Genomic DNA, 25,376 nt, shown 5'->3' on the forward strand with positions numbered 1-25,376 from the left:
CGCCGTCATCACCCGTGAAAGCGGGTGATCCAGCATTCCAGAGACATCAGTCGGATACAGAAAGGCCGCGGCGTACTGGATGCCCGCCTGCGCGGGCATGACAGTTTGCCTTAGGGTTTTACCGGCGCCGGCGGCCCGTACGCATCATCTTCCCTCGCCGCCGCCGGCTCCCGGTCCCCCGCCAGCACGCGCTGCACCGAGACGAAGAACACCGGCACCATCAACAGCGCCAGGATCACCACCGCGATCATGCCGCCCATCACGACGCTGCCCAGCGCCTGCTGGCTGGCGCCGCCGGCGCCGTGGGCGATGGCCATCGGCAGCACGCCGCAGATGAAGGCGAGGCCGGTCATCAGGATCGGACGGAAGCGCAGGCGGCAGGCCTCGATGGTGGCTTCGACCAGCGGCTTGCCTTCTTTCCGCAGATCCTTCGCGAACTCGATGATCAGGATCGCGTCCTTCGCCGCGAGGCCGATGATGGTGATCAGGCCGACGGTGAAGTAGACGTCGTTGGGCAGGCTCCGCAGCGTCGCTGCGGCGACCGCGCCGACGATACCCAGCGGCACGGTCAGCAGCACCGCGAGCGGAATGGTCCAGCTCTCGTACAGCGCGGCGAGACACAGGAACACCACGAACACCGACAGCGCCAGCAGGAACGGCGCCTGCGAGCCCGACAGTTTTTCCTGGAGCGACTGTCCGGTCCATTCATAGCCGAAGCCCCGCGGCAATCTGTCGGCAAGCCGCTCCATCTCGGCAATCGCATCGCCCGAGGTGAAGCCGGGCCTGGCTTCGCCGGAGATGCGCACCGCCGGATAATAGTTGAAGCCGGCGATCTGCGTCGGACCGCGCGCCCATTCCACGGTGGCAAAGGACGAGAACGGCACCAGCTGGCCGCTTCTGTTCTTGACGTTGTAGTTGAGGATGTCCTCGGTCCGCATGCGGTCGCGGGCGTCGGCCTGCACCACGACGCGCTGCATGCGGCCGCGGTTCGGGAAGTCGTTGATGTAGTTCGAGCCGAGATTGGTCGAGATGGTGTTGTTGATGTCCTCGAAGGTGACGCCGAAGGCGCCGGCCTTCTCGCGGTCGATCACGAGGTTGACCACGCCGGCCTCGGGCAGGCCTTCGATATAGACCTTCTGGAGCACCGGGCTCGCATTGGCCTCCGCGATCAGCTGGTCGGCGGCGCGCATCAAGGCCTGATAGCCCTTCTGGCCGCGGTCCTGAAGGCGGAACGAGAAGCCGGAGGAGTTGCCGAGATTGTCGATCGGCGGCGGCTGCAGCGCCGAAATCTTGGCGTCGCGGATCGATGACAGATCCCGGTTGATGTCGTTGACGATCGCCGCGGCGGAATCCTTGGGCCCGCGCTCGGACCAGTCCTTCAAGGTGATGAAGGCCTGCGCGGTGTTCATGCCCTGGCCGGAGAAGCTGAAGCCCGTGAGGAAGGTGACGTTGTCGACGCCCGGCCGTGCGGCAAGATATTTTTCGACCTTCTCGATCACGGATTCGGTGCGGGCGTAGGACGAATCCGACGGCGTCTGCACGTCCGTGGTGACGAAGCCCTGATCGTCGACGGGCAGGAAGCCGCCGGGCAGGTTGACGAACGCCCAGGACAGACCGACCAGCAGCGCGGCATAGACCAGCATCAGGCGGCCGGTGCGCTTCAGCGAGAAGCCGACGGTGCGCGCGTAGCGAAACCGGCAGGCCTCGAGGAAATGATTGAACCGGCTGAACACGAAATTGGTCGAATGGCCGTGCCCCTTGGCGATCGGCTTGAGCAAGGTCGCGCACAGCGCCGGCGTCAGCGACAGCGCCAGGAAGGCGGAGAAGCCGATCGCGGCGACCATGGTCACCGAGAACTGGCGATAGATGATGCCGACCGAGCCGGGAAAGAACGCCATCGGCACGAACACCGCCATCAGCACCAGCGTGATGCCGATGATGGCGCCAGATATCTGCGACATCGCCTTGCGCGTCGCTTCCTTCGGCGGCAGGCCTTCCTCGGCCATGATGCGCTCGACGTTCTCGACCACGACGATGGCGTCGTCGACGAGGATGCCGACCGCGAGCACCATGCCGAACATCGAGAGCATGTTGATCGAATAGCCGGCGAGCAGCAGCACCGTGCAGGCGCCCAGAAGCGCCACCGGCACCACGATGGTCGGGATGATGGTGTAGCGGAGATTCTGGAGGAACAGGAACATCACGACGAACACCAGCACCACGGCTTCGACCAGCGTCGACAGCACCTTCTCGATCGAGGCTTCGACCACGGGCGTGATGTTGTAGGGAATCTCGTAGGTGATGTTGGCCGGGAAGAAGCGCGACAGCTCCTTCATCTTCTCTTCGACCGCGCTCGCGGTCGCCAGCGCGTTACCGGTCGGCGACATCAGCACCGAAAGGCCGGCGGTCGGCTTGCCGTTCAATCGCGTGTTGAACTGGTAGCTGAGACCACCGACCTCGATGCGCGCGACGTCGCGCAGGCGCACGGTCGAGCCGTCGGCATTGGCGCGCAGGATGATGGCGCCGAATTCGTCCGGCGAGGAGAGCTGGCCCTTGACCAGCACCAGCGCGGAGGTGCGCTGGCTCGAGGTCGACGGCTCGGCACCGATGCTGCCCGAGGCGACCTGTGCGTTCTGAGCCGCAATCGCCTTGTTGACGTCGTCGGCGGTGAGTCCGTAGCCGACCAGCTTGGCCGGATCGACCCAGATGCGAAGCGAGCGCTCGGTCGAATAGAGCGTGGCGCGGCCGACGCCGGGAATGCGGCGGATCTCGCCCAGCACGTTGCGGATCATGAAATCGCCGAGACCGACCTCGTCCAGGCTGCCGTCGGTCGAGCTCAGCGTGATGATCTGCAGCACCGCGCTGGAGGCTTCCTCGACCAGAATGCCCTGCTGCATCACCGCGCGCGGCAGGCGCGCCTCGACGCGTTTGATGCGGTTCTGGACCTCGACCGAGGCGTCGTTGGTATTGGTGCCCGGCTGGAAGTTGGCGATGATCTCGACTTGGCCGAGCGAGTCGCTGGTCGATTCGAAATTGAGGATGCCGGAGGCGCCGTTGAGCTCCTCCTCGATCAGCCGCGTGACGCTGTTGTAGAGGTTCTCCGGCGAGGCGCCGGGATAGCTGGTCGAGATCGAGATCGAGGGGGGCGCGATGATCGGGTATTGCGCGATCGGCAGCAGCGGCACGGCAATCGCGCCGATCAAGCAGATGAACAGCGCGACCACCCAGGCGAAGATCGGCCTGTCGATGAAGAAACTCGGCATGATGCCTTACTGGATCATCTGGGCGCGTTGACTTTCCACGATGGTCCCTGCCTCGGTCCAGGATTGCGGCTTGACCTTGTCGCCGGCCGCAAACTTCTGGAACCCTTCCACGACGACCTTGTCACCGGCCTTCAAGCCGTCGGTGATAAACCAGACACCGTCCTGCACCGAGCCGGTGCGCACCGGTTGCACCGCGACGCGATGGTCGTCCTTGACGACGAAGACTTCGCTGCCACCGCCGCCGTTGCGCTGGATCGCCTGCTGCGGCACCGCGATCGCGTCGGCGTCGATACCCTGCTCGAGCCGCACGCGAACGTACATGCCGGGCAGCAGCTCGCGATTCGCATTGGGAAACTCGCCGCGCAGGGTCACTTGTCCGGTATTGGCGTCGACCTTGGCATCGGAAAACAACAGCTTGCCGTTCAGCGGATAGATCGTGTTGTCGTCGAGCACGAGGCGCACCTTGGCCGTATCGGGTGCGATGCGCTCGAGGTCGCCGCTCTCGAAGGCGCGGCGGAGCTGATTCAGCTCGTTCACCGATTGCGTGAAGTCGGCGTAGATCGGATCGAGCTGCTGAATGGTGGCGAGATTGGTTTCGTTTTGCACCACGAGCGCACCCTCGCTGACCAGCGCCGCGCCGACGACGCCGTCGATCGGCGCCCGCACCGTGGCATAGTCGAGATGGAGCTTTGCCCGCGCAAGATCGGCCTTGCGGCCCTCGACCTCGGCATGAGCCTGGCGCTCGGACGCGATTGCCTTTTCGTTCTCCGCTTCGGGCGCGGCGCGCTGGCTGGTGAGCGTGGCGATGCGGTGTGCCTGCTGCTTGGCCTGCATCAGCGCCGCCTCCGCTTTGGCAAGCGCGGCCTCGTTGGCCGAAACCTCGACCTCGAACGGACGCGGATCGATGCGGTAGAGCGGATCGCCCGCCTTCACTTCGCTGCCCTGGTGGAACAGACGCTCGACCACGATGCCCGAAACGCGCGGCCGAACGTCGGAGACTCTCGTCGGCGCGATACGGCCAGGGAGTTCCCGCACGATGGCGCGGGGCTGCGGCCTGACTGTGACGACGCTGACGTCCGGTTCGATCGGTTGTGCCTGGACGATCGCAGAATTTGACTCATCGCAGCCCGCAAGCAGCGGCGCCGCGACCGCGAGCACAATTGCCATGCAGGCGGATCGCACTTGAAGCGCTGGCATAAGGGTAGTCGCCCCGTTCAATCACTCATGGTTTCGGACTTCCGGAGAAGTTCCGGACAGTGTGATATCGAAATGCAAAATAATCGTTGCTTGCTGCGACGCAATGAGAGCGTGGGCGGCTCATTGTCACACGATCTAATGCTATGAAAAAACTTCCATTTTAAAGATTCACTCGATTGTGAGTCGAGTTCCACCGCCGCGTGCTGCGGCGGAACATCGCAATCAGTCGGCTGCTTTCATCCGGCAATGGCTGATTCCCCATTCGGTTCTCCCGGCGTAGCCAGGCCGGATGTCGCGAGGAGGAACCAGCGCCAGCAACGCATCCAAAGAGCAGTTCTCGCCATAGACCCTGCGCAAGGACGCCTCGATGGCGCCAGCCATGACCGGATGCGCGTCATCAGCTTGCGCCAGTTCGTCATCTGCCCGGACGTCCCGACCGAGACGATGCGGTCGAACTGGCCTTCGGGCGAAAAAACGTTCATGTCCGCGGTGACCGCGCGCAGGTTCGGGCGTCCGCGCAGCCACCCCTCGTCCTCGACATGGTTGCGCTGCGCTTGCGAGTTCGACACCACCATCACCCTTGCGTGCGGAAACTGTCGGGTCATCCACAGCGACAGCGAGCCCCAGCCGCAGCCGAACTCGAGGATGGTCTGGCGATCGGCAAGACCGGCATGCTCGACCGTCCGGCGCAGTGCCTCCTCCGCCGCCCCTCCCCCCGAATGGCGAACTTCTGCAGATAGCTGCGTATCAAAGCGTCGCTTTCGGTCCGGGTTCCCCGAGCTGTCCCCCGAATCGGCGTATCCGGCGCTTTTTTTGGGCTGGCGCTGTGCCATAGTGCGCACCGCAAACAAGCTTACGTAACGGATGATTCCGGCCATGCCGTCTGGCACTTCCCGCTCCACCATGGATATCGAGTACACCAAACTGTCCTCGCCCAGCGTCTTCCTGGTGCGGATGCTGGTCTTCCTGGTGCTGTGCACGCTGGTGGGGGTGGTGCTCTACAAGCAGATCATCCAGGCCTTCTTCGCCAATCCCGGGCTCAATGCCCTGATCGGGGCAGTGCTGTTCATCGGTATCGTGCTGGCCTTCCGCCAGGTCATCCGGCTCTATCCCGAAGTCTCCTGGGTCAACAATTTCCGCATTGCCGATCCGGGCCTTGCGCCGGCCCGGCATCCAAGACTGCTGGCGCCGATGGCGGCGATCCTCGGCGGCGAGCGCTCCGGGCGAATGACCATCACCCAGACCACGATGCGGCACCTGCTCGATTCGATCGCGACCCGGCTGGACGAAGCCCGCGACATCTCGCGCTATATGACCGGCCTCCTGGTCTTCCTCGGCCTGCTCGGCACCTTCTGGGGCCTGATCGAAACGGTCGGCTCGGTCGGCAAGGTGATCGACGGGCTCAAGGTCGGCGGCGATGCCGGCTCGCTGTTCGACACGCTCAAGGAGGGCCTCGCCGCCCCGCTCGGCGGCATGGGCATTTCGTTCTCCAGCTCGCTGTTCGGCCTCGCCGGCTCGCTGATCCTCGGCTTCCTCGACCTGCAATCGAGCCAGGCGCAGAACCGGTTCTATACCGACCTCGAGGACTGGCTCGCCACCACCGTGCGCGAATATGGCAGCGGCGAAGCGCCCGTTGCGGCGGGCGGCGGCGCCGCCGGCGGCGAGCTCCAGGCCGCGGTCGAACGGCTGCGCTCCGTGTTCGAGGAAGGCAGCGCCAGCCGCGGCACCACGGCGGCGATGGCGAGCCTTGCCGAGGCGATCCAGGCGCTGGTCTCGCACATGCGCACCGAGCAGCAGATGATCCGCGAATGGGCCGACGGCCAGGGCGAGCAGAACCGCGAGATCCGGCGCCTGCTGGAGCGGATCGCGCGCCAGCCCGAGAAGAGCTGAAGATACGCTGAACTATCGTGCCCCGGACGCGGCGCAGCACCAGAAGCGCGTTTACGCGCGTCTTCGACACGCTATGGTGATGCGCTGCAGAGCCGGAGCCCAGCGTCAGGGACAATATGGGTCCCGGCTCTGCGAAGCAGCGTTGCACGCTGCGTCGCGTCCGGGACGCAAAAGTGGAGACTGACAACATGGCCCTAGCGCGCGGCCGCCGCAGCGACGGCGCCTTCAACTACTGGCCCGGCTTCGTCGACGCGCTGTCGACGCTGGTGCTGTCGATCGTGTTCCTGCTGTCGGTGTTTCTGGTGGTGCAGTTCTTCCTCTCGCAGGAGGTGACCGGCAAGGACAAGGCGCTGGAGCTGCTCAACGCCAAGATCGCCCAGCTCAACGAGCTGCTGTCGCTGGAAAAGCTCGGCAAGCTTTCGCTCGACGACCAGGTCTCGCAATTGAAGGCGGGCCTCGCTTCGGCCGAAAGCGAGCGCGACCGCATCAAGGGTCTCTATGACGGCCTTGCCGCCGCCGGCAACGACGCACAGGGCAAGACCGCCGAGCTCGGCAAGGCGCTGGATTCGGAGAAGGCGGTCTCGGCGCGGGCGCTGGCGCAGATCGAGGTGCTGAACCAGCAGATCAGCGCGCTGCGCCGGCAATTGGCCGCGCTGGAGGAGGCACTCGATGCCAGCGAGAAGCGCGACAAGGAATCGCAGAACCGCATTGCCGATCTCGGCTCGCGCCTCAACGTGGCTCTGGCGCAGCGGGTGCAGGAATTGTCGCGCTACCGTTCGGAATTCTTCGGCCGCCTGCGCGCCATCCTCGGCAACCGGCCCGATATCCGCATCGTCGGCGACCGCTTCGTGTTCCAGTCCGAAGTGTTCTTCGACACCGGGCAGGCGACCTTGCTGCCCGAGGGCCGCACCGAGCTCGACACGCTCGCGACCGCGCTGATCGAGCTCGACAAGAAGATTCCGAGCGAGATTCCCTGGGTGCTGCGCGTCGACGGCCATACCGACGTGCGCCCGGTCAACGGCCCGAACTTCAAGTCGAACTGGGACCTGTCCGCCGCCCGCTCGATCTCGGTGGTGCAATATCTGATCTCGCTCGGCGTGCCCGCCCAGCGCCTCGTCGCGGCCGGCTTCGGCGAATTCCAGCCGCTCGATCCCGGCAACACCGAGGAGGCCTACAAGCGCAACCGCCGTATCGAGCTGAAGCTGACGGAGCGGTAGTGAGCGCGCTCCACCTCCGCCCCTACCGCCCCGAGGACGAAGCTGCCGCGATCGACCTCTGGCATCGCACCTGGCAGCAGGCCTATCCGCAGATCGACTTCGCTGCGCGGCTGGAATGGTGGCGCGAGCGCTGGCGCAAGGACCTGGTGCCGAAGGCCTCGATCATGGTGGCGGAGCAGGACGGTGCGCTGATCGGTTTCGTCACGATCGATGGCGAAGGCTATCTCGACCAGCTCGTGGTCGATCCGGAGCACTGGGGCTCGAATGCAGCGCGGCTGCTGGTGGATGAGGCCAAGCGCCTGTCGCCGGCAGGAATCACGCTGCTCGTCAACAAGGACAATGCCCGCGCCATCCGCTTCTACGAGCGCAACGGCTTTGCCCATGCCGGCGACGACGTGAACCCGACCTCGGGGCGGCCGGTGCTGAAGATGGCCTGGCGGGCGTGAGGCCCACGGCACTCTCCGCCGTCATTGCGCGCGCAGTGAAGCAATGACGCAGTATGCGGCGTCTACGCCCCCTCGAACTGCAACCTCGCGAGCCTCGCATAGAGTCCGTTCGCCGCCACCAGCTCGGCATGTGTGCCCTGCTCGACGATCCGGCCCTGGTCCATCACCAGGATGCGGTCGCAGGACAGCACGGTAGCCAGGCGATGCGCGATCACCAGCGTGGTGCGGTGGCGCATCAGCTCTTCCAGCGCGGTCTGGACCAGCGTCTCGCTTTCGGCGTCGAGCGCGGAGGTCGCTTCATCCAGCAGCAGCAGCGGTGCGTCGCGCAGGATGGCGCGCGCGATCGCGATGCGCTGGCGCTGGCCGCCGGAGAGCGTCACGCCGCGCTCGCCGAGCGCCGTCTCGAAACCTTCGGGCAGGCGGCGGATGAATTCGGCGGCATGCGCCAGCTCCGCGGCGCGCTCGACCTCGGCATCGGTCGCATCGGGCCGGCCGAAGCGGATGTTCTCGCGGGCGGTCGCCGCGAACACCACCGAGTCCTGCGGCACCAGCGCGATGCGGGCGCGGAAATCGTGCGGGTCGGCGGATTTGACCGGCACGCCGTCGAGCGCAATCGTCCCGCTGCGCGGATCATAGAAGCGCAGCAGCAGGTGAAAGATCGTGCTCTTGCCGGCGCCGGAGGGACCGACGATCGCGACCTTCTCGCCGGGGCGGACGGCGAACGACACGGCGTCGAGCACCTTGACGTCGGACCGCGCCGGATAGGCGAAGCTGACCTGATCGAAGCCGACCTCGCCGCGGGCCGGCACCGGCAGCGCCCGCGGCGCCGCGGGCGCGGCGATCTCGGGCCTCACGTGCAGGATCTCGAACAGGCGCTCGGCCGCGCCTGATGCCGCCGAGACCTCGCCCCAGACCTCGCTGAGCTGGCCGAGGCCCGCTGCGGCGAACACGGCATAAAGCACGAACTGGCCGAGGCGGCCGGGCGTAATTGCGCCGGAGAGCACGTCATGCGAGCCGATCCAGAGGATGGCGACCACGCTTGCGAACACGATGAAGATGATGATGGCTGTGAGCACGGCGCGGGCCCGGGTCGAGGTGCGCGCGGCCTCATAGGCCTGTTCGACCTCGCCGCCGAAACGCTTCTCGGCGAACTGCTCGCTGGTATAGGCCTGCACGGTGCGGATCGCGCCGACCAACTCGCCCGCATAGGCGGAGGCTTCGGCGAGCGTGTCCTGCGCATTGCGCGACAGACGCCGCACCCAGCGCCCGAAGGCGACCAGCGGCAGCACGATCAAGGGGATGGCCAGCAGCACGAAGCCGGACAATTTCGGGCTCGTGATCACCATCATCGCCGTGGCGCCCAGGAACATCATCAAATTGCGCAGCGCGATCGAGACCGAGGCGCCGACGGCCGATTTGAGCTGGGTGGTGTCGGCGGTGAGCCGCGAGATCAATTCGCCGCTGCGCGCCGAATCGAAGAAGGCGGGGGAGAGCGACAGCAGATGGGCGAAGACGTCGCGCCTGAGATCGGCGACGATGCGCTCGCCGATCGTCATCACGAGGTAGTACCGCGCAGCGCTCGCGAACGCGAGCACGCCGACCACCGCGAGCATCACCGAGAAGTAGCTGTTGATCAGCTCGATGCCCTCTGGCGTCAGGCCGAAATCGATCATCCTGCGCACCGCGACCGGCACCAGCAGCGTCGTCAGTGCGGCGATCGTGAGCGCGACGAAGGCCAGCGCCGCCCGGCCGCGATAGCGGCCCACATAGGGCGCGAGCGCAAGCAGCGGCCGCAGCTTGGCGCGGCCCTTGGCCGGCTCTTCGATCAGCTCGGCTTCGATCGAGGGGGTGTCCGCGGCGTTCATTCCGGGTTGATCGGCATACTGGTCATCAAGCCGTTCCACTGCGCTCATGAGATCCGACCCATTGCATTGATTTGCTCCCAATAGGCTGGTGCAACAGTAGTGGCAAATCCGGGAAGTCCCTTAGGGGCAAACCCGGTTCAACAGCCCGGCATGGCTTGTTTTACTGGGTTTCGTGGGGTATAGAGCCGCCCAAATCCGTCATTCGCTAGCCACACAAGAAGGCGCCGGAGCGCCGAGGAATTGCCATGAAAGCCGAAATTCATCCGGATTATCATACGATTAAGGTCGTCATGACCGACGGAACCGAGTACCTGACCCGCTCGACCTGGGGCAAGGAAGGCGACACGCTGAACCTCGACATCGACCCGAAGTCGCACCCGGCCTGGACCGGCGGTTCCGCGCAGATCATGGACCGCGGCGGCCGTGTCTCGCGCTTCCAGAAGAAGTTTTCGGGCTTTCTCAAAAAGGATTGATCCGGCCCGCAAGGCTGGAGACGAAAAACGCCCCCGGAGAACCGGGGGCGTTTTGTTTTGGGCCGCTGTCATTCCGCGGCGATGCGCAGCATCGAACCCGGAACCTCGAGATTCCGGGTTCGGCTCTACGAGCCGCCCCGGAATGACAGCGGAGGCTTACCTTTCGAACGCAGCTTTCAGCGCGTTGAGGTGCGGCACCAGCGGGTTGCCGATGGCAACGTGCTCGGCCGGCGGGGTGTGGATCGTGCTGTCGAGGCGGCGCACGCGGGTCTGCAGGCTCATCGAGCGATGGATCAGGTCCTGGAGCTGCTCCGGCAGCTTCTCGATGGTGTCGGCGGGGCCGGGATCGGCGGCGCTGAGCTTGACCTTGGTCTTCTCGCGGTTGGCCTGGCTCAGCGTCATCTCGCCCTCCTTCACCGCGCGGTGCAGCAGCAGCCACGAGGCGAGCTGCATCAGGCGGGTGGTGAGGCGCATGCTCTCGGTCGCATAGGTGAGGCTGACGGCGCGGTCGAGCGCCTTGGCCTCGACGCGGCCGGCGCCGTCGAGATAGGCGGCGGTTTCCTCGACGAGGTCCATGCCCTCGCGGAACAGGGCACCGAACGCCGCAGAATTGGTGAACCGTTCACTGAGCTGAACGAGAGCACCTTCGGCTTGCAAACGTTCCATGGTTAACGCCCCTTACGCAACTGTTTACCGGTCCGGCTTTGGCGCCGGCTTATGATGAACAAATCATTGCGCGCTGCGGGCGCCGAGTCCAGTGACAAGCGCGGATATGGTTTCCGCGGGTCATTCCTCGGAATTCAACCGGAAGGAGACGCGAGCAGGCGGGAGTGGACAAAAAAAGAGCCGCCGGAGACCGGCGGCTTTGAAAGTTGATAACAGGGAGGCGTCAAACAGAGTGGACAGGAGCCACTCGGTGTCCAAACGAGGACAGCGCCAGTCATAAACCCGAAAGCTTAATCGACCGTAAACGAACGAATATTTTGACGGTTCGTTAGCCATGTCGGCCAGCGGCCGAGTGCGGAGGCGGAACAAAACTCTCCGCCGCCATTCCGGGGCGCGACGAAGTCGCGAACCCGGGATAACGAGCGGAGAAAGTTCGGTGCACGGGTCCGGAACGACAGCAATCGTGTGGCGACCCCTACTTCTTGAAAAAGCTGTTGGCCGCATCGCGCGAGGCGCGCTTCCTGGTGGCGGCTTCTTCCAGCCTGACGATCTCGGTCTTGAGCAGCGCGACACGCTCGGTCAGTTCCTCCACGGACAAGAGTGAGAGATCCTGTCCGATTTCATGTGTGATCTTCTTGCGCGGGCGGTCGTCGTCTTCCGTCGGCATCGTCATTCCTCCTGCGTGAGGCGGTTGCCAGCCTGGGCCGCGCTGGCTAAGCAAAGACCTCGTTTCCTCCCGCACCTTTGCTCAAGGACACATCATGGACAAGCTGCCCGCGCAAATGACCGTGGTCGCCATCTCCAAGCCCGGCGGACCGGAGGTGCTGGTGCCGGAACAGCGGGCCGTGCCGCAGCCCGGCCCCGACGAGATCCTGGTCAAGGTCGAGGCCGCGGGCGTCAACCGGCCCGACGTGGCGCAGCGCTCCGGCGCCTATCCGCCGCCGCCCGGCGCCAGCGACCTGCCGGGCCTTGAGATTGCCGGTGAAGTGGTCGCCGTCGGCAGCAACGCCAAGCGGCACAAGATCGGCGACAAGGTGATGTCGCTGGTCGCCGGCGGCGGATACGCCCAGTACTGCATCGCCCAGGACGCCCAGGCGATGAGCGTGCCGCCGGCCTTGTCGATCAAGGAAGCCGGCGCGCTGCCGGAAACCCTGATGACGGTCTGGCACAACGTGTTCGAGCGCGGCGGCCTGAAAGCCGGCGAGACGCTGCTGATCCATGGCGGCTCCTCCGGCATCGGCACCATGGCGATCCAGCTCGCCAAGGCGTTCGGCGCAAGGGTGTTCGTTACCGTGGGATCGCAGGACAAAATCGACGCCTGCCTCAAATTGGGCGCCGACCGCGCCATCAACTACAAGACCGAAGACTTCGTCGCCGTGGTCAAGGCGGAGACCGACAATCTTGGCGTCAACCTGATCCTGGACATGGTCGCCGGCGACTATGTCGACCGCAACTATGATGCTGCCGCGGTCGACGGCCGTATCGTCCAGATCGCGACCCTCAACGGCCCCAAGGTCAGCGTCAACATCGCCAAGGTCATGGTCAAGCGCCTGACGCATACCGGCTCGACGCTGCGCCCCCGTAGTAATGCGGACAAGGCGGCAATGGTGGCCGCGATCGAGGCGAAAGTGATGCCGCTTGTGCGCGAAGGCCGCGTCAAACCGGTGATGGACAGCACTTTCCCGCTGGAAAAGGCCGCTGACGCGCACCGGCGCATGGAGACCTCAGCACATATTGGCAAAATTGTGTTGGAGGCCTAGGCTGCTGGCCCACAGGAGACGCCGGAAACCCTTTGATTTTCCTCGCTTTCGTGGCATCTATCGCGACGCACCGGACCCATCCCGTCCGGTGTGAAATCGTCTTCCACTGAAGAGTTTGCGTCGAACGCGGAGAACTGACCTTGCGTCTGATCAGGTGCCTCGCGCCCATCGCGCTGGGCCTCATGATTCTCGTCGCCGCGTACCCTGCGCGCGCGCTCGATGCCGTCAGCGTCCGCAGCGACGCGCCCGCGATCGATCTCACTGGCGTGCTCGAGCATCAGCGCAGCGATGCCGATCGCATCCAGGTCTCAACCGCGCCCGGCACCGACGGTATCGTCCGCCGCATCGAGGTGCGCGCCCGCGAAGGCGGGCAGAACTGGGTGGTGTTCGCGCTCGCCAACAACACCGACGACCAGCTCGACCGCCTGATCGTCGCCCCGCATTACCGCATCGTCTCCTCGGGGCTGCTGTGGCCCGACCTCGGCCTGTCGCGCATCGCGACCATCACGCCCTCGATCGGCGACCGGCCGGAACGTCAGGAAAGCGCCACCGCCGACGTGTTCCGCATCACGCTCGACCCCGGCGCCGTCGTCACCTTCGTTGCGGAGCTGCGCACCGACAAGCTGCCGCAGCTCTATCTGTGGGAGCCGGAGGCCTACAAGGATAAGGTCAACTCCTTCACGCTCTACCAGGGCATCGTGATCGGCATCTCGGGGCTCCTGGCGCTCGTCCTCACCATACTGTTCGTCGTGAAGGGCAGCATCATGTTCCCGGCCGCCGCGGCGCTGGCCTGGGCGGTGCTGGTCTATATCGGCGTCGATTTCGGCTTCTGGGGCAAGGTGCTCGACATGTCGAACAACGCCGAGCGCATCTGGCGCGCGGCGGGTGAGGCGATTCTGGCGGCGACGCTGCTGGTGTTCCTGTTCGCCTATCTCAATCTCAGCCGCTGGCATGTGCGCTATTCTCACATCACGGTCGGCTGGCTTGCCTTTCTCGGCTCCCTGGTGGCGCTCGCGCTGTTCGATCCGGCGGTGGCTTCCGGCATCGCGCGCATTTCGCTGGTGCTGATCGCCTTCGCCGGTTTCGCGCTGATCGTCTATCTCTCCACCCACGGCTTCGACCGCGCCGTGCTCTTGATCCCGACCTGGTTCCTTCTGGTGGTCTGGGTGGTCGCGGCCGGCATGACGGTCGCCGGCTCCGTCACCAACGACATCGTCGGCCCTGCCCTGCTCGGCGGCCTCGTGCTGATCGTGATGCTGATCGGCTTCACGGTGATGCAGCACGCCTTTGCCGGCGGCGGCGCCACCACGGGCGTCGTCTCCGATATCGAGCGGCGGGCGCTGGCACTGGCCGGCTCCGGCGATCTGATCTGGGACTGGGACGTGTCCGCCGACAAGGTTTTTACGAGCCCCGAGACGGAAGCTTTGCTGGGCCTCAAGCGCGGCACGCTCGAAGGGCCCGCAGCCTCCTGGCTCGAGGTGCTGCATCCGCTCGACCAGGACCGCTTCCGCGCCGCGCTCGACAGCGTGCTCGACCAGCGCCGCGGCCGCCTGGTCCAGGATTTCCGCCTGCGCACGCCGGACGGCCATTTCATGTGGTTCGCGCTGAAGGCCCGCCCGGTGGTCGGCTCCGACGGCGAGGTCTCGCGCGTCGTCGGCACGCTGACCGACGTCACCGAGCTGCGCAACGCGGAAGAACGCCTGCTGCACGATTCCGTGCATGACAACCTCACCGGCCTGCCCAACCGCAAACTGTTCATGGACCGGCTGGGCGCGGTCGCCAATCTTGCCAAGACCGTGCCGACGCTGCGGCCGACGCTGATGGTGATCGACCTCGACCGCTTCAAGCAGGTCAACGATTCCGTCGGCATCGCGGTCGGCGATTCCATTCTGCTGACGCTGGCGCGCCGCCTCACCCGCATCCTGAAGCCGCAGGACACGCTGGCCCGGATGGCCGGCGACCAGTTCGGCCTGATCCTGCTCTCGGAGCAGGACCCGGCCCGCATCACCGCCTTCGCCGAGACCATCCGCAAGACCATCCGCGCGCCGATCGCCTTCAACGACCGCGAAATCTTCCTGACGGCCTCGATCGGTCTCGCGCTCTCCGACCCGCAGACCCAGCTCACGGACGAGATCATCAAGGACGCCGAGCTGGCGATGTATCACTCCAAGCGCATCGGCGGCGACCGCATCGACGTCTACAAGCCCGCCATGCGCGCGCGAAAGACCGACCGGCTGACGCTCGAAAGCGAGCTGCGCCGCGCCATCGAGCGGCAGGAGATCACGATTCTCTATCAGCCGATCGTGCGGCTGGAGGATCGCTCCATCGCCGGCTTCGAGGCGCTGGCGCGCTGGGATCATCCGAAGCTCGGGCGCATGGCGCCCTCGGAATTCATCACCATCGCGGAAGAAACCGGGCTGATCGTCGACCTCGGCATGTTCGTGCTCGACCAGACCGCAAAGCAGCTCTCGGTGTGGCAACGCGCGATGCGCTCGCGCGAGCCGATCTTCGCCTCCGTCAACGTGTCGTCACGGCAATTGCTGCGCCACGACCTGATCCACGACATCCGCACCGTGCTGTCGCGCTCCTCGGTGGCGCGCGGCACGCTCAAGCTCGAATTGACGGAATCGCTGGTGATGGAGAACCCGGAGCACGCGGCGCAGATGCTGACGCGGATCCGCGAGCTCGGCACCGGGCTCTCGCTCGACGATTTCGGCACCGGCCACTCCTCGCTGGCCTATCTCCAGCGTTTCCCGTTCGACACCATCAAGATCGACCAGTCCTTCGTGCGCACCACCAACCGCGGCACGCGCCCGGTGATCCTGAAGTCGATCATCGCGCTCGCGCATGATCTCGGCATGGACGTCGTGGCCGAAGGCGCCGAGACCGATTCGGACGCGGTCGAGCTCTACCAGATGGGCTGCGAGTACGCGCAGGGCTTCGCCTTCGGCGAGCCGATGGACGCCGACGCGGCGATGCGGCTGCTGACCGAAGTGCGGCTGGAAGCGGCGAGCTGACTGCTCTCTTACCCTTCCCTTGAGGGGGAGGGCTATCGCATTTGAGAGCTTTTCCCCGCGGCCATCCTTCGAGACGCCCGCTTTAGGCGGGCTCCTCAGGATGAGGACGGAGTGCGCGGCAGCAGTTTCAACGAGCGCTGATGCCGATTAGCCTCATCCTGAGGAGGCGCGTAAGCGCCGTCTCGAAGGACGAGGCGGGCGCGCAGGCCACCGCAGCAAGTCATATGCGATAGCCCTGCCTGGAGGGTGGACGGCTTGCCGTACGTGCTATCGCCGCCGCTCGTTCCTCTGCTTCCTGAACCGCACGCTCGCACCGTCCGGCATCCGCGTCGCCACGAAGCCGGCGGCGAGGCAGGCTTCGCGTTGCGGCATCTGGATGTCGGGGCTGCGCAGGCTGTCCCACCAGGAGGCACGATGCGCCGCGCGCGGCAGCGCCGCACCGATGATCTCCTCGATCTGCTCGAAGCTCAGCACGAACTCCTCCTGCTTCTGCCGCATCAGATAGTCGCGCAACGCGTCATAGTCGTTCACAATCGTCCTCTCGTTCGAAGCCAGACCTGCCCAAATGAGTCTGCTCGCATCAGGCTGCCTAAAACCGGGAGCCGCATAAACCGATTCTTAACTCATTGCGGCAGCGCCGTCGCGGTTTAAACACTACTCAAGATTTCGGGCGCACGACTGGTGTCGGGAGCGAGCGATGCTGTCTGGATGGCGCGAAATCACGGCCCGCCGGCCGTGGCGGATTTCGGCGAAGCTGCTGATCATCTCGTCCGTGGTGACGGTGATCGGGTTCTCGGCCATTTGCGTCAATGTGATGCTGGACATGCGCCGCGGCGAGGAGGCACTCGCCCGCCAGACGCTGGAGAACCTCGCGACCACCATCGAATCCGACATCAGTCGCAACCTCGAGATCTACGATCTGTCGCTGAAGGCGGTCGCGAGCAACATGCTGCTGCCCGAGCTGGCAACCGTCTCGAAGCCGATCCGTCACCTGATCCTGTTCGACCATGCCATGACCGCCAAGCATTTCGGCGCTATCCAGGTGTTCGATTCCGAGGGCAGGCTGACGATCGACGCCTCCACGCTCGATCCGGCACCGGAGAACCGGAGCGAGGAGGACTATTTCAAGATCCATCGCGACAATCCCGGAGCGGAGCTCTTCGTCAGCCGTCCCATGCTGTTCCGCGGCGCGTACTCGATCGTGCTGAGCCGGCGCGTCAGCGACACCGACGGCGGCTTCATTGGCGTCGTCGCCGGTTCGATCCGATTCAGCTATTTTCACGAATTGTTCGAGCGGCTGAACCTCGGCCCCGAAGATACCATCACCGTGCTCAAGCGCGACCGCACCATCATGATGCGGCGGCCATTCGATCTCGACGTGATCGGCAAGAACCTCGGCACGCGCCAGGACTGGAAGGCGGACAATTTGCGCGCCGGCGGCTCATATGCCGGTCAAGGCCCCGTAGACACGACTCCGCGGCTGTACGTTCGCAGCAGCGGCACAAGTCCGCTGTTCGTTGTCGCTGGCAAACCACTGAGCGCAGTGTTCGAACTGTGGCGGAAGGAGGCCTATCGAATCGGCGCCGTGGTGGTGGCGCTCATCCTGTTCATGCTCGCGTCGGCGCTCGTGCTCGCGCGCGAGATCGGCCGGCGCGCCGAGGCCGAACGCAAGCTCGAGGAGATGGCGACGACGGACGCCCTCACAGGCCTGCGGAACCGCCGCAAGTTCGATTCCGTCATCGACGTCGAATGGCGACGCGCCATGCGCCAGAAGGCTCCGGTCGCGCTGCTGATGATCGATGCCGATCACTTCAAGGCCTACAACGATACGTTCGGCCATCAGGCCGGCGACCAGGTCCTGGTCGGCATTGCCATCTGCATTTCCGATTCGGCGAGCCGCGCCGGCGACTGCGCCGCGCGCTATGGCGGCGAGGAATTCGCCGTGCTGCTGCCCAACACCTCGGCCACCGACGCGTTCAAGGTCGCCGAGACGATCCGCCTCAAGGTACAGGGCTGGTCCGACGATCAGGCGATGTCGACGGTCTCCTGCGGCATCGCCAGCCTCGTCCCCGCCGCCGGCATGGACTGGTCGATCCTGGTCACCGCCGCCGACAAGGCGCTCTATGCCGCGAAAGCCGGCGGCCGCAACCAGTCGGTGGTGGCGAGCCTGCCGAAGCTGCCGATGGTGGCGTGAGGCTGCTCCTCGCCGTCGTTACGCGCGACGCGATCCACCAAATACTCGATGTCGTCCCTGCGAACGCAAGGACCCACAACCACAGAGTGGTTTGGCGAAGACGTGTCGCTCGGTACTGCTACCGAACACGATCGATGGATCACGCGATATGGGTCCCTGCATTCGCATGCATTCGCAGGGACGACAGCGGAGTTTGTAGCTACTGCTGCCCCAGATACTTCTTCATCTCCGCGATCAGCCCATCGCGCAATTCCGGACGCTTCATGCCGTAGGCGATGTTGGCGCGCAGGAAGCCGGGCTTGGAGCCGCAATCGTGGCGCTCGCCCTCGAACTCGACGCCGTAGAATTTCTGCGTCTTGGCAAGCCCGATCATGGCATCGGTGAGCTGGATCTCGCCGCCGGCGCCGCGCTCCTGGGTCTCCAAAATCTTGAAGATCTCGGGCTGGAGGATGTAGCGGCCGGTGATCGAGAGGTTCGAGGGCGCCGTACCCTTGGCCGGCTTTTCAACCATGCCGTCGACCTCGAACATCTTGCCATTGCGCTTGCCGACGCCGCAGATGCCGTATTGATGGGTCAGGTGATCGGGCACCGCCTCGACCGCGATCAGATTGGATTTCTCCCCAAGCGAGGATGCCGTCTCGATCATCTGCTTCAGGCAGCCGGGCGTATTGAGCACGAGCTCGTCCGGCAGCACCACGGCGAACGGCTCGTTGCCGACGATGTCACGCGCACACCAGACGGCGTGGCCGAGGCCGAGCGGCGCCTGCTGGCGGGTGAAGCTGACGGCGCCGGCTTCCGGCTGGTTCTGCGCCAGGATGTCCTGCTCGGCCTTCTTGCCGCGCGCGGCCAGCGTCGTGTCGAGCTCGAACATGCGGTCGAAATGATCCTCGATGACACTCTTGTTACGGCCGGTGACGAAGATGAAATGCTCGATGCCGGCTTCCCTCGCCTCGTCGTAGACGTACTGGATCAGCGGCTTGTCGACGATGGTCAGCATTTCCTTCGGCATCGCCTTGGTGGCGGGCAGGACGCGGGTGCCGAGGCCGGCGACGGGGAATACAGCTTTGCGAATTTTCATGTGATCGATCGAATACCTGGGGCACATGGGACGGGAGCAATGGCATCTTGCTAGCCTGTTTGCAGCCGCCAACAAAGGCGGATGTGGGGCCTCGCCCGGACGGAGTTAAGAAAAAGGCCGCCACCAAAATTTCACCTTTGTTAAGCTATTGGCAACGCTAACCGGGCCTCCTGTGGCGGATTTTTTCAGGCCGACGGGTGGGACATGATGCAAACGATGGCAGGGCTGGCAAAACGGGCGGGATTTCTGACCGGCGCAGCGATGGTTGCCGCCGCTTTGCTGCTGCCGGCCTGCGCCCGCGCTCAGGCGCAGAACGGCCTGTCCAACCTGTTCGGCGGCATCTTCTCCGGACCCAATCCCGCGCCTTCGCAAGCAACGCCCGGCCCCGGCGGCACACAGACGGGAGCATTGCCTTGGAGCGGCGAGGACGGCGCCTCCGGCCATCCGTTGATGACGGCCGCCGCGATCCGCGAGGCCGCCGGCAATTTCAAGAATTGCGTCGCCGCGATGTGGCCCGATGCCGCACGGCGCAACATCACGCAGGAGAATTTCCAGCGCTTCACAGCGGGGCTCTCACCCGACCTGCGCATCATGGACCTCATGGACTCGCAGCCGGAGTTCACCAAGTCGATCTGGGACTATCTCGACATCCTGGTGAACGACAACCGCCTCGCCAGGGGGCGCGAGATCCTCGCCAAGTACAAGGCGCAGTTCGACGCCACCGAAAGGGCCACCGGCGTCGACCGCTACATCATCGCCTCGATCTGGGGTATCGAGTCCAACTACTCGACGCAGATGGGCGACCGCAGCGTGTTGCAATCGACGGCGACGCTCGCCTGCATCGGCCGCCGCCAGGCCTATTTCAAGGACGAGTTCCTCTCCGCGCTGGAGATCCTCAACCGCGGCGATCTCAGGCCTGAACAACTGCGCGGCTCCTGGGCCGGCGCCTTCGGCCCGACCCAGTTCATGCCGACCGCGTTCAAGCGCTTTGCCGTCGATGGTGACGGCGACGGACGGCGCGACGTCGTCGACAATCCCACCGATTTGATCGCCTCCACCGCCAACAATCTGAAGAAGGACGGCTGGCAGGCGGGCCAGACCTGGGGCTACGAGGTCGTGGTGCCCCAGGGATTCAACTACATGCTGGCCGATCGCGCCAAGGCGATGACGATCACGCAATGGGAGAAGCTCGGGCTGAAGCGGGCGACGGGGCAGCCGTTCCCGCATCCGGCGGAGAAAGCCTATCTGCTCGCACCGGCCGGCGCGCAGGGACCGGGCTTCCTGATGCTGCAGAATTACCGCGTCATCATGAAGTACAACCCGGCCGAGGCCTATGCGCTGGCGATCGGCCATTTCGCCGACCGCCTGCGCGGGGGGCAGCCGTTCGTGCAGCCCTGGCCGCGACAGGAGCGGGAGCTGGCGCGCACCGAGCGGCTGGAACTACAGCAGCTGCTGGCCCAGCGCGGCTTCTACAAGGGCACCCCGGACGGCCAGTTCGGCGGCCAGACCCGGGAAGCCCTGCGCCACTTCCAGGCCTCGATCGGGGTGCCCGCCGACGGATTTGCCTCATCGGACGTGCTGGACCGGCTGCGCGGGCGGTAAGATCGCGCCGAAAGTAACCCTGAGGCGGGATTTTGGCAGGCAGCCTTGACGCCGGCGGCTGTTCCCCGGTGTATGGGAGAAGAATCTGCAAAGAGAATCTGCCCGTTTGGCGCCGGATTCCGTTATTATATCGGGCCACTTCCAATCCCCTTGCGCGTACCCGAGATCGCATGTCGAAGAAGTCCCTGTTCAAGGCGCTGACCGAGACCGGCCCGTTGATCGCGCTGGGGACGGCGCTTGCGATTTTGGTCTCGGTCGCAGGACCTGCCTCGGCGCAGTTCTTCAACTTCCCCGGTTTCGGCGGCCCGCCGCAGCGCGCGGCCCCACCACCACGCCACGGCGGCGGAGGTGGCGGATGGTTCGGCGGCGACTTCTTCGCACCGTACCCGCAGCAACAGCCGCAGGCGCCGCGCCAGGATTTTTCGCGCGCACCGGGGCCGGCGAAACGCGACACGATTCCCGAGAAGAATGTCTTGGTGATCGGCGACGCCATGGCCGACTGGCTCGCCTACGGCCTGGAAGACGCCTACGCCGAGCAGCCCGACATGGGCGTGATCCGCAAGCACAAGACCACGTCCGGCCTCATCAAGTATCAGCCGAGGGGTGAGCCCGCGGACTGGGCGGCGGCCGCCAGGGGCATTCTCGAGACCGAAAAGCCCGACGTGATCGTCGTCATGCTCGGCCTCAACGACCGCATCGCGATCCGCGAGCCCGCCGCCGAGAAGTCGGACAAGGCCTCCGACAAGGACAAGAAGAACGACAAGGGCGCGCGCGCCAAGCCACAGCAAGCAAAGCCGGGGGACGCCAAGCCCGGCGACGCCAAACCCCACGGCACCGATACCGCCGCCAAGCCTGACGACAAGGCTGCCGATGCCGAGCTGCCGCAGGACGACGCCGAAAATGCCGACACGCCTGCGGCCGCGCCGGAGAAGACCGCGCGCAACCCGAACGGCCTGTACGAATTCCGCGACGACCGCTGGGTCGAGCTCTACGGCAAGAAGATCGAGGAGCTCGCCAACGTCCTCAAGGCCAAGGGCGTGCCGGTGCTCTGGGTTGGCCTGCCAGCAGTTCGCGGACCGAAGGGCACCGCGGACACGCTGTTCCTTGATTCGCTGTACCGGGAGGGCGCGGCCAAGGCCGGCATCACCTATGTCGACGTGTGGGACGGCTTTGTCGACGAAGCCGGCCGCTTCCTCCAGAAGGGCCCGGACTTCGAAGGCCAGATTCGTCAGCTCCGCAGCTCCGACGGCGTCTATTTCACCAAGGCCGGCGCGCGCAAGCTCGCGCACTTTGTCGAGCGCGAGATCACACGCCTGCTTGCGGGACGCTCCGGCCCGATCGCGCTGCCGAGCGAGCCTGCTACCCCCGATACCAGCGCCGAGCCGGGCAAGCCCGCGCCGCGGCCGCTGGCAGGGCCGATCGTGCCGCTGGTTGCAGCCTCGATTTCGACCGATCAATTGCTGGGCGGGCCAGGCACGCGTCCCGCCGCCGTCGATGCGCTCGCTGCGAAGACCATGGTGAAGGGTGAACCGCTGGCGGCTCCGGCCGGCCGCGCCGACGATTATGCCTGGCCGCGCCGGGAAGTCGGCCGCGAGCAGGCCAAGGGCGATACGCCGATGGCCACGACGACGCCCGACGGCGCGGCGCAGCGTTCGCCGGGAGCGGCCGCCGTGATCGCGCCGCCGAAGCTCGCGCCGAAGAAGCCGCAGGTCCCGCCGCAGCAGCCGACCCAGGCAACGCCCGCAGTCCGCGATTTCTTCGGCTTCGGCTCTCCGCAGCCGCGGCAATGGACGCCGGCCCCAGGGCCGCGCAATCCGAATTCCAATCCAGGGATTCCGCGCCCGCCTGCCAATGTCGGGCGATCGGCGGAGATGTTCCGGTAATCTGTCTTGTTGATTTGAGCTGTCATTCCGGGACGCGCGCAGCGCGAGCCCCGGAATGACGTGGTATCGGCTCGGCCCTAAATTAATAACGCCAACGCGGCGGCGGGCGGCGCGCGGGTCGGGACATCAGGAGCGCCAGCGCAAAACCGATGCCGCCGGCGACCAGCAGCGCGCCGAGCGGGTTGTCCTGCACTTTCTGCGCGATTGCCTTCGAGCCGTCGCGGAAAGTGTCGCCACTGTTCTCGTAGGCGTCCTTGGCATAGCTTGCGGCGGTGTCCGTGGCGTCACGCACCGCATCCTTGGCCTGGCCGTAGAGATTCTGCACCGTGCCCGCGGCCTCCCGCGCCTTGCCTGACGCCTGCGTCTTCGCATCGCCTGCCATGTCTCCGATCGCGCCTTCCGCGCGTCCGGCATATTCCTTGGCCGATCCAACAATCCGATCCGTATCCATGATGCTCCTCCTCGGGGGTCAGCCCAAGTAACCGATCAGAAGCAGTGCAGTTCCAAGTGATCAGAGAATGAGACCGCCATCGACGACCAGCGTCTGGCCGATGATGTAGGACGACAGCGGCGAAGCCAGGAACAGCGCCGCGCCCGCCATGTCGGCCGGCGTGCCCAATCGCCGCAGCGGGATGCGCGCGAGCGCGCCTTCGAGCCGCTTCGGATTGTCGGTCGTCACCTTCGTCATCTTGGTGTCGACGAGCCCGGGCGCGATGCCGTTGACGCGAATGCCGTCCTCGGCCCAGGCCTCGCCCAGCGTCCGCGTCAATCCGACCGCACCGGTCTTCGACGCATTGTAGGCGGGATTGCCCATGGTGGAATGATAGGCCGCGGTCGAGGACACGATGATCAGCGCGCCCTTCGAATCCCGCAACATGGAATGAAACCGCGTGGCGCAGGCCATCAGGCTCATCAGATTGACCTCGACCACCTTGCGAAAGCCAGCCATCTCGAACTCGCCGCGGCGATAGAGCACCGCGCCCTGCGCGAGCACGAGTACGTCGAGCCTGTCGAAGGAGGGCTTGAACGCCTCGATCGCTCCGGCATTGCCGACGTCGAGCTGGGCATAGGCGAGCCCCGTGAGATCGGAGCCCTCCTCGATGGAATATTCCGCAGGCCGAGCACGCGTGCCGCAAACCGCGACGTGCGCGCCTCTCGTGCGAAAAGCCTGCGCGATGCCGTTGCCGATGCCGCTGGAACCGCCGACCACCAGCACCTGCCTGCCTGAGAAATCGAGCTCGTTCGCCATTGCGGCCTCCCCTTTGTCTTGCTTGTTTGACCTGTCTGCGGATCGATGCCAGCCTTGTCAATCATAACAAGAACAAGCGCAGCCGCGAGGAAACAACATGTCCGACTCTAGGGAGCTCAGCCGGTCCGTGAAGGGCCTGACCGTTCTCGTCACCGGCGCGGCCAGCGGCATGGGACGCGCGACCGCGCGCGTGTTCGCCGCCGAGGGCGCGAACGTGGCCGTCACGGATTTCGACGAGCAAGGCGCGCATGCGGTCGCCAGGGAGATTGCGGCGAACGGTGGCGCAGCAAGGGCGTGGAAGCTCGACGTCGCCGACAGCGGCGAGATCAAGCGCGTGGTCGGCGATGTCGCCGCACATTTCGGCGGGCTCGACATCGTCGTCAACAATGCCGGCTTCTCCGTGCGTGTCGCGATCGACGATGAGGCCTATGAGGACGCCTGGGCCAGGGGCATTGCCGTGATGCTGACGGCGCATCCGCGCGTCATCCGCGCTGCGCTGCCCTATTTGCGCAAGTCGAAGAGCCCGCGCATCGTCAACATCGCCTCGACCGAGGCGCTTGGGGCGACCGCATTGCACAGCCCATATTCGGCAGCGAAGGGCGGCGTCGCCAGCCTCACCCGCTCGCTGGCGGTGGAGCTCGGCCGCGAAGGCATCACCGTCAACTGCATCTGTCCCGGGCCGATCCGCACCGCCATCACCGACCGCATCTCCGAGGAGCACAAGACCATCTACGCCAAACGCCGCACCGCACTCGGCCGCTACGGCGACCCCGAGGAGGTCGCGCACATGACGCTGAGCCTGTGCCTGCCGGCAGCGTCGTTCCTCACCGGCGCGGTGATCCCGGTCGATGGCGGACTGATGGCGCGGAATGCGTGAGAGCCATGCGCTCGAAGCGTTGACAACGACTGACGCGGGAGTAGCTTTTTTGACGACAGAGCGGGAGCAACCGCTCGCGACCCGTGGGAGAGAACGTCATGACGATCGCCATCCGGCAGCTTCAGAAGCATTTTGTCGGCGAGGTTTCCGGCCTCGACTTGCGAAAGCCTCTCACACCGGATGAAGCGCGCGAGGTCGAGGCCGCCATGGACAAATATGCGGTGCTGGTTTTCCACGACCAGGACATCACCGACGAGCAGCAGATGGCGTTCGCGCTGAATTTCGGCCGGCGCGAGGACGCGCGCGGCGGCACCGTGACCAAGGAGAAGGACTACCGGCTGCAATCCGGCCTGAACGACGTCTCCAATCTCGGCAAGGACGGCAAGCCGCTTGCGAAAGACAGCCGCACGCATCTGTTCAATCTCGGCAACTGCCTGTGGCACTCCGACAGCTCGTTCCGTCCCATCCCGGCAAAATTCTCGCTTTTGTCGGCGCGCGTGGTGAACCCGAAGGGCGGCAACACCGAATTCGCCGACATGCGCGCGGCTTATGATGCACTCGACGACGAGACCAAGGCGGAGATCGAGGACCTCGTCTGCGAGCACTCGCTGATGTATTCGCGGGGATCGCTCGGCTTCACCGAATACACCGACGAAGAGAAGGAGATGTTCAAGCCGGTGCTGCAACGGCTGGGGGGGG

General features: G+C 65.4%; 21 protein-coding genes. 11 read left to right on the forward strand and 10 right to left on the reverse strand.

Annotation, left to right across the window (positions count from 1 at the left end; all coding sequences use genetic code 11):
- Positions 1-110 precede the first annotated feature (110 nt).
- The 3 genes from IC50_RS19965 to IC50_RS19975 all read right to left on the reverse strand — a co-directional run bounded on the left by IC50_RS19965 (position 111) and on the right by IC50_RS19975 (position 5,338).
- Positions 111-3,263 (reverse strand): multidrug efflux RND transporter permease subunit, encoded by a 3,153-nt coding sequence (locus IC50_RS19965; protein ID WP_035708486.1) that lies wholly within the window; start codon positions 3,261-3,263, stop codon positions 111-113.
- 6 nt (positions 3,264-3,269) lie between these two features.
- The gene (locus IC50_RS19970; RefSeq protein WP_085973864.1) at positions 3,270-4,460 is read right to left on the reverse strand and encodes an efflux RND transporter periplasmic adaptor subunit; all 1,191 of its coding nucleotides are present in this window, start codon (positions 4,458-4,460) and stop codon (positions 3,270-3,272) included.
- 236 nt (positions 4,461-4,696) lie between these two features.
- Positions 4,697-5,338 carry an SAM-dependent methyltransferase gene (locus IC50_RS19975; RefSeq protein ID WP_035708489.1) on the reverse strand — a complete coding sequence of 214 codons (642 nt, stop codon included), beginning with the start codon at positions 5,336-5,338 and terminating at the stop codon, positions 4,697-4,699.
- On the opposite strand from IC50_RS19975, the gene IC50_RS19980 reads away from it, so the two are divergent.
- From IC50_RS19980 to IC50_RS19990, 3 genes are all read left to right on the forward strand, one after another.
- Complete coding sequence (locus IC50_RS19980) at positions 5,337-6,350, forward strand: hypothetical protein (protein WP_035708491.1); 1,014 nt, start codon at positions 5,337-5,339, stop codon at positions 6,348-6,350. The genes IC50_RS19975 and IC50_RS19980 overlap by 2 nt on opposite strands.
- A gap of 188 nt (positions 6,351-6,538) precedes the next feature.
- Positions 6,539-7,567 carry a peptidoglycan -binding protein gene (locus IC50_RS19985; RefSeq protein WP_035708520.1) on the forward strand — a complete coding sequence of 343 codons (1,029 nt, stop codon included), beginning with the start codon at positions 6,539-6,541 and terminating at the stop codon, positions 7,565-7,567.
- Positions 7,567-8,013 carry a GNAT family N-acetyltransferase gene (locus tag IC50_RS19990; RefSeq protein ID WP_035708493.1) on the forward strand — a complete coding sequence of 149 codons (447 nt, stop codon included), beginning with the start codon at positions 7,567-7,569 and terminating at the stop codon, positions 8,011-8,013. Before IC50_RS19985 ends, IC50_RS19990 begins: the two co-directional genes overlap by 1 nt.
- A gap of 62 nt (positions 8,014-8,075) precedes the next feature.
- On the opposite strand, the gene IC50_RS19995 is transcribed toward IC50_RS19990, so the two are convergent.
- Positions 8,076-9,926 carry an ABC transporter ATP-binding protein/permease gene (locus tag IC50_RS19995; RefSeq protein ID WP_035708496.1) on the reverse strand — a complete coding sequence of 617 codons (1,851 nt, stop codon included), beginning with the start codon at positions 9,924-9,926 and terminating at the stop codon, positions 8,076-8,078.
- 197 nt (positions 9,927-10,123) lie between these two features.
- On the opposite strand from IC50_RS19995, the gene rpmE reads away from it, so the two are divergent.
- Positions 10,124-10,351 (forward strand): 50S ribosomal protein L31, encoded by a 228-nt coding sequence (rpmE, locus tag IC50_RS20000; RefSeq protein ID WP_024337552.1) that lies wholly within the window; start codon positions 10,124-10,126, stop codon positions 10,349-10,351.
- Between the two features lie 156 nt (positions 10,352-10,507).
- Here the strand turns inward: rpmE and rcdA are convergent, their stop codons facing one another.
- Both rcdA and IC50_RS20010 read right to left on the reverse strand, forming a co-directional pair.
- Positions 10,508-11,017, reverse strand: coding sequence for a protease adaptor protein RcdA (gene rcdA / locus IC50_RS20005; protein ID WP_035708498.1), 510 nt, complete (start codon positions 11,015-11,017; stop codon positions 10,508-10,510).
- A gap of 475 nt (positions 11,018-11,492) precedes the next feature.
- Positions 11,493-11,684, reverse strand: coding sequence for a DUF1192 domain-containing protein (locus IC50_RS20010; RefSeq protein ID WP_035708500.1), 192 nt, complete (start codon positions 11,682-11,684; stop codon positions 11,493-11,495).
- Between the two features lie 94 nt (positions 11,685-11,778).
- Between IC50_RS20010 and IC50_RS20015 the strand changes: the two genes are divergently transcribed.
- A complete protein-coding gene (locus tag IC50_RS20015; RefSeq protein WP_035708502.1) occupies positions 11,779-12,777 on the forward strand; it encodes an NAD(P)H-quinone oxidoreductase in 999 nt (332 codons plus the stop codon).
- Between the two features lie 140 nt (positions 12,778-12,917).
- Entirely contained in the window at positions 12,918-15,794 is a 2,877-nt protein-coding gene (locus IC50_RS20020; protein ID WP_035708503.1) for an EAL domain-containing protein, read from the forward strand.
- A 267-nt stretch (positions 15,795-16,061) separates the two neighbouring features.
- Here IC50_RS20020 and IC50_RS20025 read toward each other — a convergent pair whose 3' ends face one another.
- Positions 16,062-16,325 (reverse strand): DUF7662 domain-containing protein, encoded by a 264-nt coding sequence (locus IC50_RS20025; RefSeq protein WP_035708505.1) that lies wholly within the window; start codon positions 16,323-16,325, stop codon positions 16,062-16,064.
- Positions 16,326-16,491: 166 nt separating this feature from the next.
- Between IC50_RS20025 and IC50_RS20030 the strand changes: the two genes are divergently transcribed.
- Entirely contained in the window at positions 16,492-17,988 is a 1,497-nt protein-coding gene (locus tag IC50_RS20030; RefSeq protein WP_035708506.1) for a sensor domain-containing diguanylate cyclase, read from the forward strand.
- A gap of 199 nt (positions 17,989-18,187) precedes the next feature.
- Here IC50_RS20030 and IC50_RS20035 read toward each other — a convergent pair whose 3' ends face one another.
- The gene (locus IC50_RS20035; RefSeq protein ID WP_035708522.1) at positions 18,188-19,066 is read right to left on the reverse strand and encodes a UTP--glucose-1-phosphate uridylyltransferase; all 879 of its coding nucleotides are present in this window, start codon (positions 19,064-19,066) and stop codon (positions 18,188-18,190) included.
- A 207-nt stretch (positions 19,067-19,273) separates the two neighbouring features.
- Between IC50_RS20035 and IC50_RS20040 the strand changes: the two genes are divergently transcribed.
- Both IC50_RS20040 and IC50_RS20045 read left to right on the forward strand, forming a co-directional pair.
- Positions 19,274-20,668 (forward strand): lytic murein transglycosylase, encoded by a 1,395-nt coding sequence (locus IC50_RS20040; RefSeq protein ID WP_440588142.1) that lies wholly within the window; start codon positions 19,274-19,276, stop codon positions 20,666-20,668.
- Between the two features lie 170 nt (positions 20,669-20,838).
- Positions 20,839-22,551, forward strand: coding sequence for an SGNH/GDSL hydrolase family protein (locus IC50_RS20045; RefSeq protein ID WP_035708508.1), 1,713 nt, complete (start codon positions 20,839-20,841; stop codon positions 22,549-22,551).
- Positions 22,552-22,633: 82 nt separating this feature from the next.
- On the opposite strand, the gene IC50_RS20050 is transcribed toward IC50_RS20045, so the two are convergent.
- Positions 22,634-23,002, reverse strand: a complete 369-nt coding sequence (locus IC50_RS20050; protein ID WP_035708510.1) for a CsbD family protein — start codon at positions 23,000-23,002, stop codon at positions 22,634-22,636.
- Between the two features lie 60 nt (positions 23,003-23,062).
- Positions 23,063-23,800: an SDR family NAD(P)-dependent oxidoreductase gene (locus IC50_RS20055; protein WP_035708512.1), complete on the reverse strand. Its 738-nt coding sequence runs from the start codon at positions 23,798-23,800 to the stop codon at positions 23,063-23,065.
- Positions 23,801-23,897: 97 nt separating this feature from the next.
- On the opposite strand from IC50_RS20055, the gene IC50_RS20060 reads away from it, so the two are divergent.
- Together IC50_RS20060 and IC50_RS20065 are read left to right on the forward strand one after the other, a co-directional pair.
- Positions 23,898-24,677: an SDR family NAD(P)-dependent oxidoreductase gene (locus IC50_RS20060; RefSeq protein ID WP_035708514.1), complete on the forward strand. Its 780-nt coding sequence runs from the start codon at positions 23,898-23,900 to the stop codon at positions 24,675-24,677.
- A 98-nt stretch (positions 24,678-24,775) separates the two neighbouring features.
- Positions 24,776-25,376: TauD/TfdA dioxygenase family protein (locus tag IC50_RS20065; protein ID WP_035708515.1), on the forward strand; the 601-nt coding region annotated here is incomplete at its 3' end.

The organism is Bradyrhizobium genomosp. I (2014), assembly GCF_000261685.1.
Classification (GTDB): Bacteria; Pseudomonadota; Alphaproteobacteria; order Rhizobiales; family Xanthobacteraceae; genus Bradyrhizobium.

Excerpts from the sequence above, each read along its gene's own strand:
- IC50_RS19965 (WP_035708486.1), bottom strand. The coding sequence starts at position 3,263 with ATGCCGAGTTTCTTCATCGACAGGCCGATCTTCGCCTGGGTGGTCGCG.
- IC50_RS19970 (WP_085973864.1), bottom strand. The coding sequence starts at position 4,460 with ATGCCAGCGCTTCAAGTGCGATCCGCCTGCATGGCAATTGTGCTCGCG.
- IC50_RS19980 (WP_035708491.1), top strand. The coding sequence starts at position 5,337 with ATGCCGTCTGGCACTTCCCGCTCCACCATGGATATCGAGTACACCAAA.
- IC50_RS19975 (WP_035708489.1), bottom strand. The coding sequence starts at position 5,338 with ATGGCCGGAATCATCCGTTACGTAAGCTTGTTTGCGGTGCGCACTATG.
- IC50_RS19985 (WP_035708520.1), top strand. The coding sequence starts at position 6,539 with ATGGCCCTAGCGCGCGGCCGCCGCAGCGACGGCGCCTTCAACTACTGG.
- IC50_RS19995 (WP_035708496.1), bottom strand. The coding sequence starts at position 9,926 with ATGAGCGCAGTGGAACGGCTTGATGACCAGTATGCCGATCAACCCGGA.
- rpmE (WP_024337552.1), top strand. The coding sequence starts at position 10,124 with ATGAAAGCCGAAATTCATCCGGATTATCATACGATTAAGGTCGTCATG.
- rcdA (WP_035708498.1), bottom strand. The coding sequence starts at position 11,017 with ATGGAACGTTTGCAAGCCGAAGGTGCTCTCGTTCAGCTCAGTGAACGG.
- IC50_RS20010 (WP_035708500.1), bottom strand. The coding sequence starts at position 11,684 with ATGCCGACGGAAGACGACGACCGCCCGCGCAAGAAGATCACACATGAA.
- IC50_RS20015 (WP_035708502.1), top strand. The coding sequence starts at position 11,779 with ATGGACAAGCTGCCCGCGCAAATGACCGTGGTCGCCATCTCCAAGCCC.
- IC50_RS20030 (WP_035708506.1), top strand. The coding sequence starts at position 16,492 with ATGCTGTCTGGATGGCGCGAAATCACGGCCCGCCGGCCGTGGCGGATT.
- IC50_RS20035 (WP_035708522.1), bottom strand. The coding sequence starts at position 19,066 with ATGAAAATTCGCAAAGCTGTATTCCCCGTCGCCGGCCTCGGCACCCGC.
- IC50_RS20040 (WP_440588142.1), top strand. The coding sequence starts at position 19,274 with ATGCAAACGATGGCAGGGCTGGCAAAACGGGCGGGATTTCTGACCGGC.
- IC50_RS20045 (WP_035708508.1), top strand. The coding sequence starts at position 20,839 with ATGTCGAAGAAGTCCCTGTTCAAGGCGCTGACCGAGACCGGCCCGTTG.
- IC50_RS20050 (WP_035708510.1), bottom strand. The coding sequence starts at position 23,002 with ATGGATACGGATCGGATTGTTGGATCGGCCAAGGAATATGCCGGACGC.
- IC50_RS20055 (WP_035708512.1), bottom strand. The coding sequence starts at position 23,800 with ATGGCGAACGAGCTCGATTTCTCAGGCAGGCAGGTGCTGGTGGTCGGC.
- IC50_RS20060 (WP_035708514.1), top strand. The coding sequence starts at position 23,898 with ATGTCCGACTCTAGGGAGCTCAGCCGGTCCGTGAAGGGCCTGACCGTT.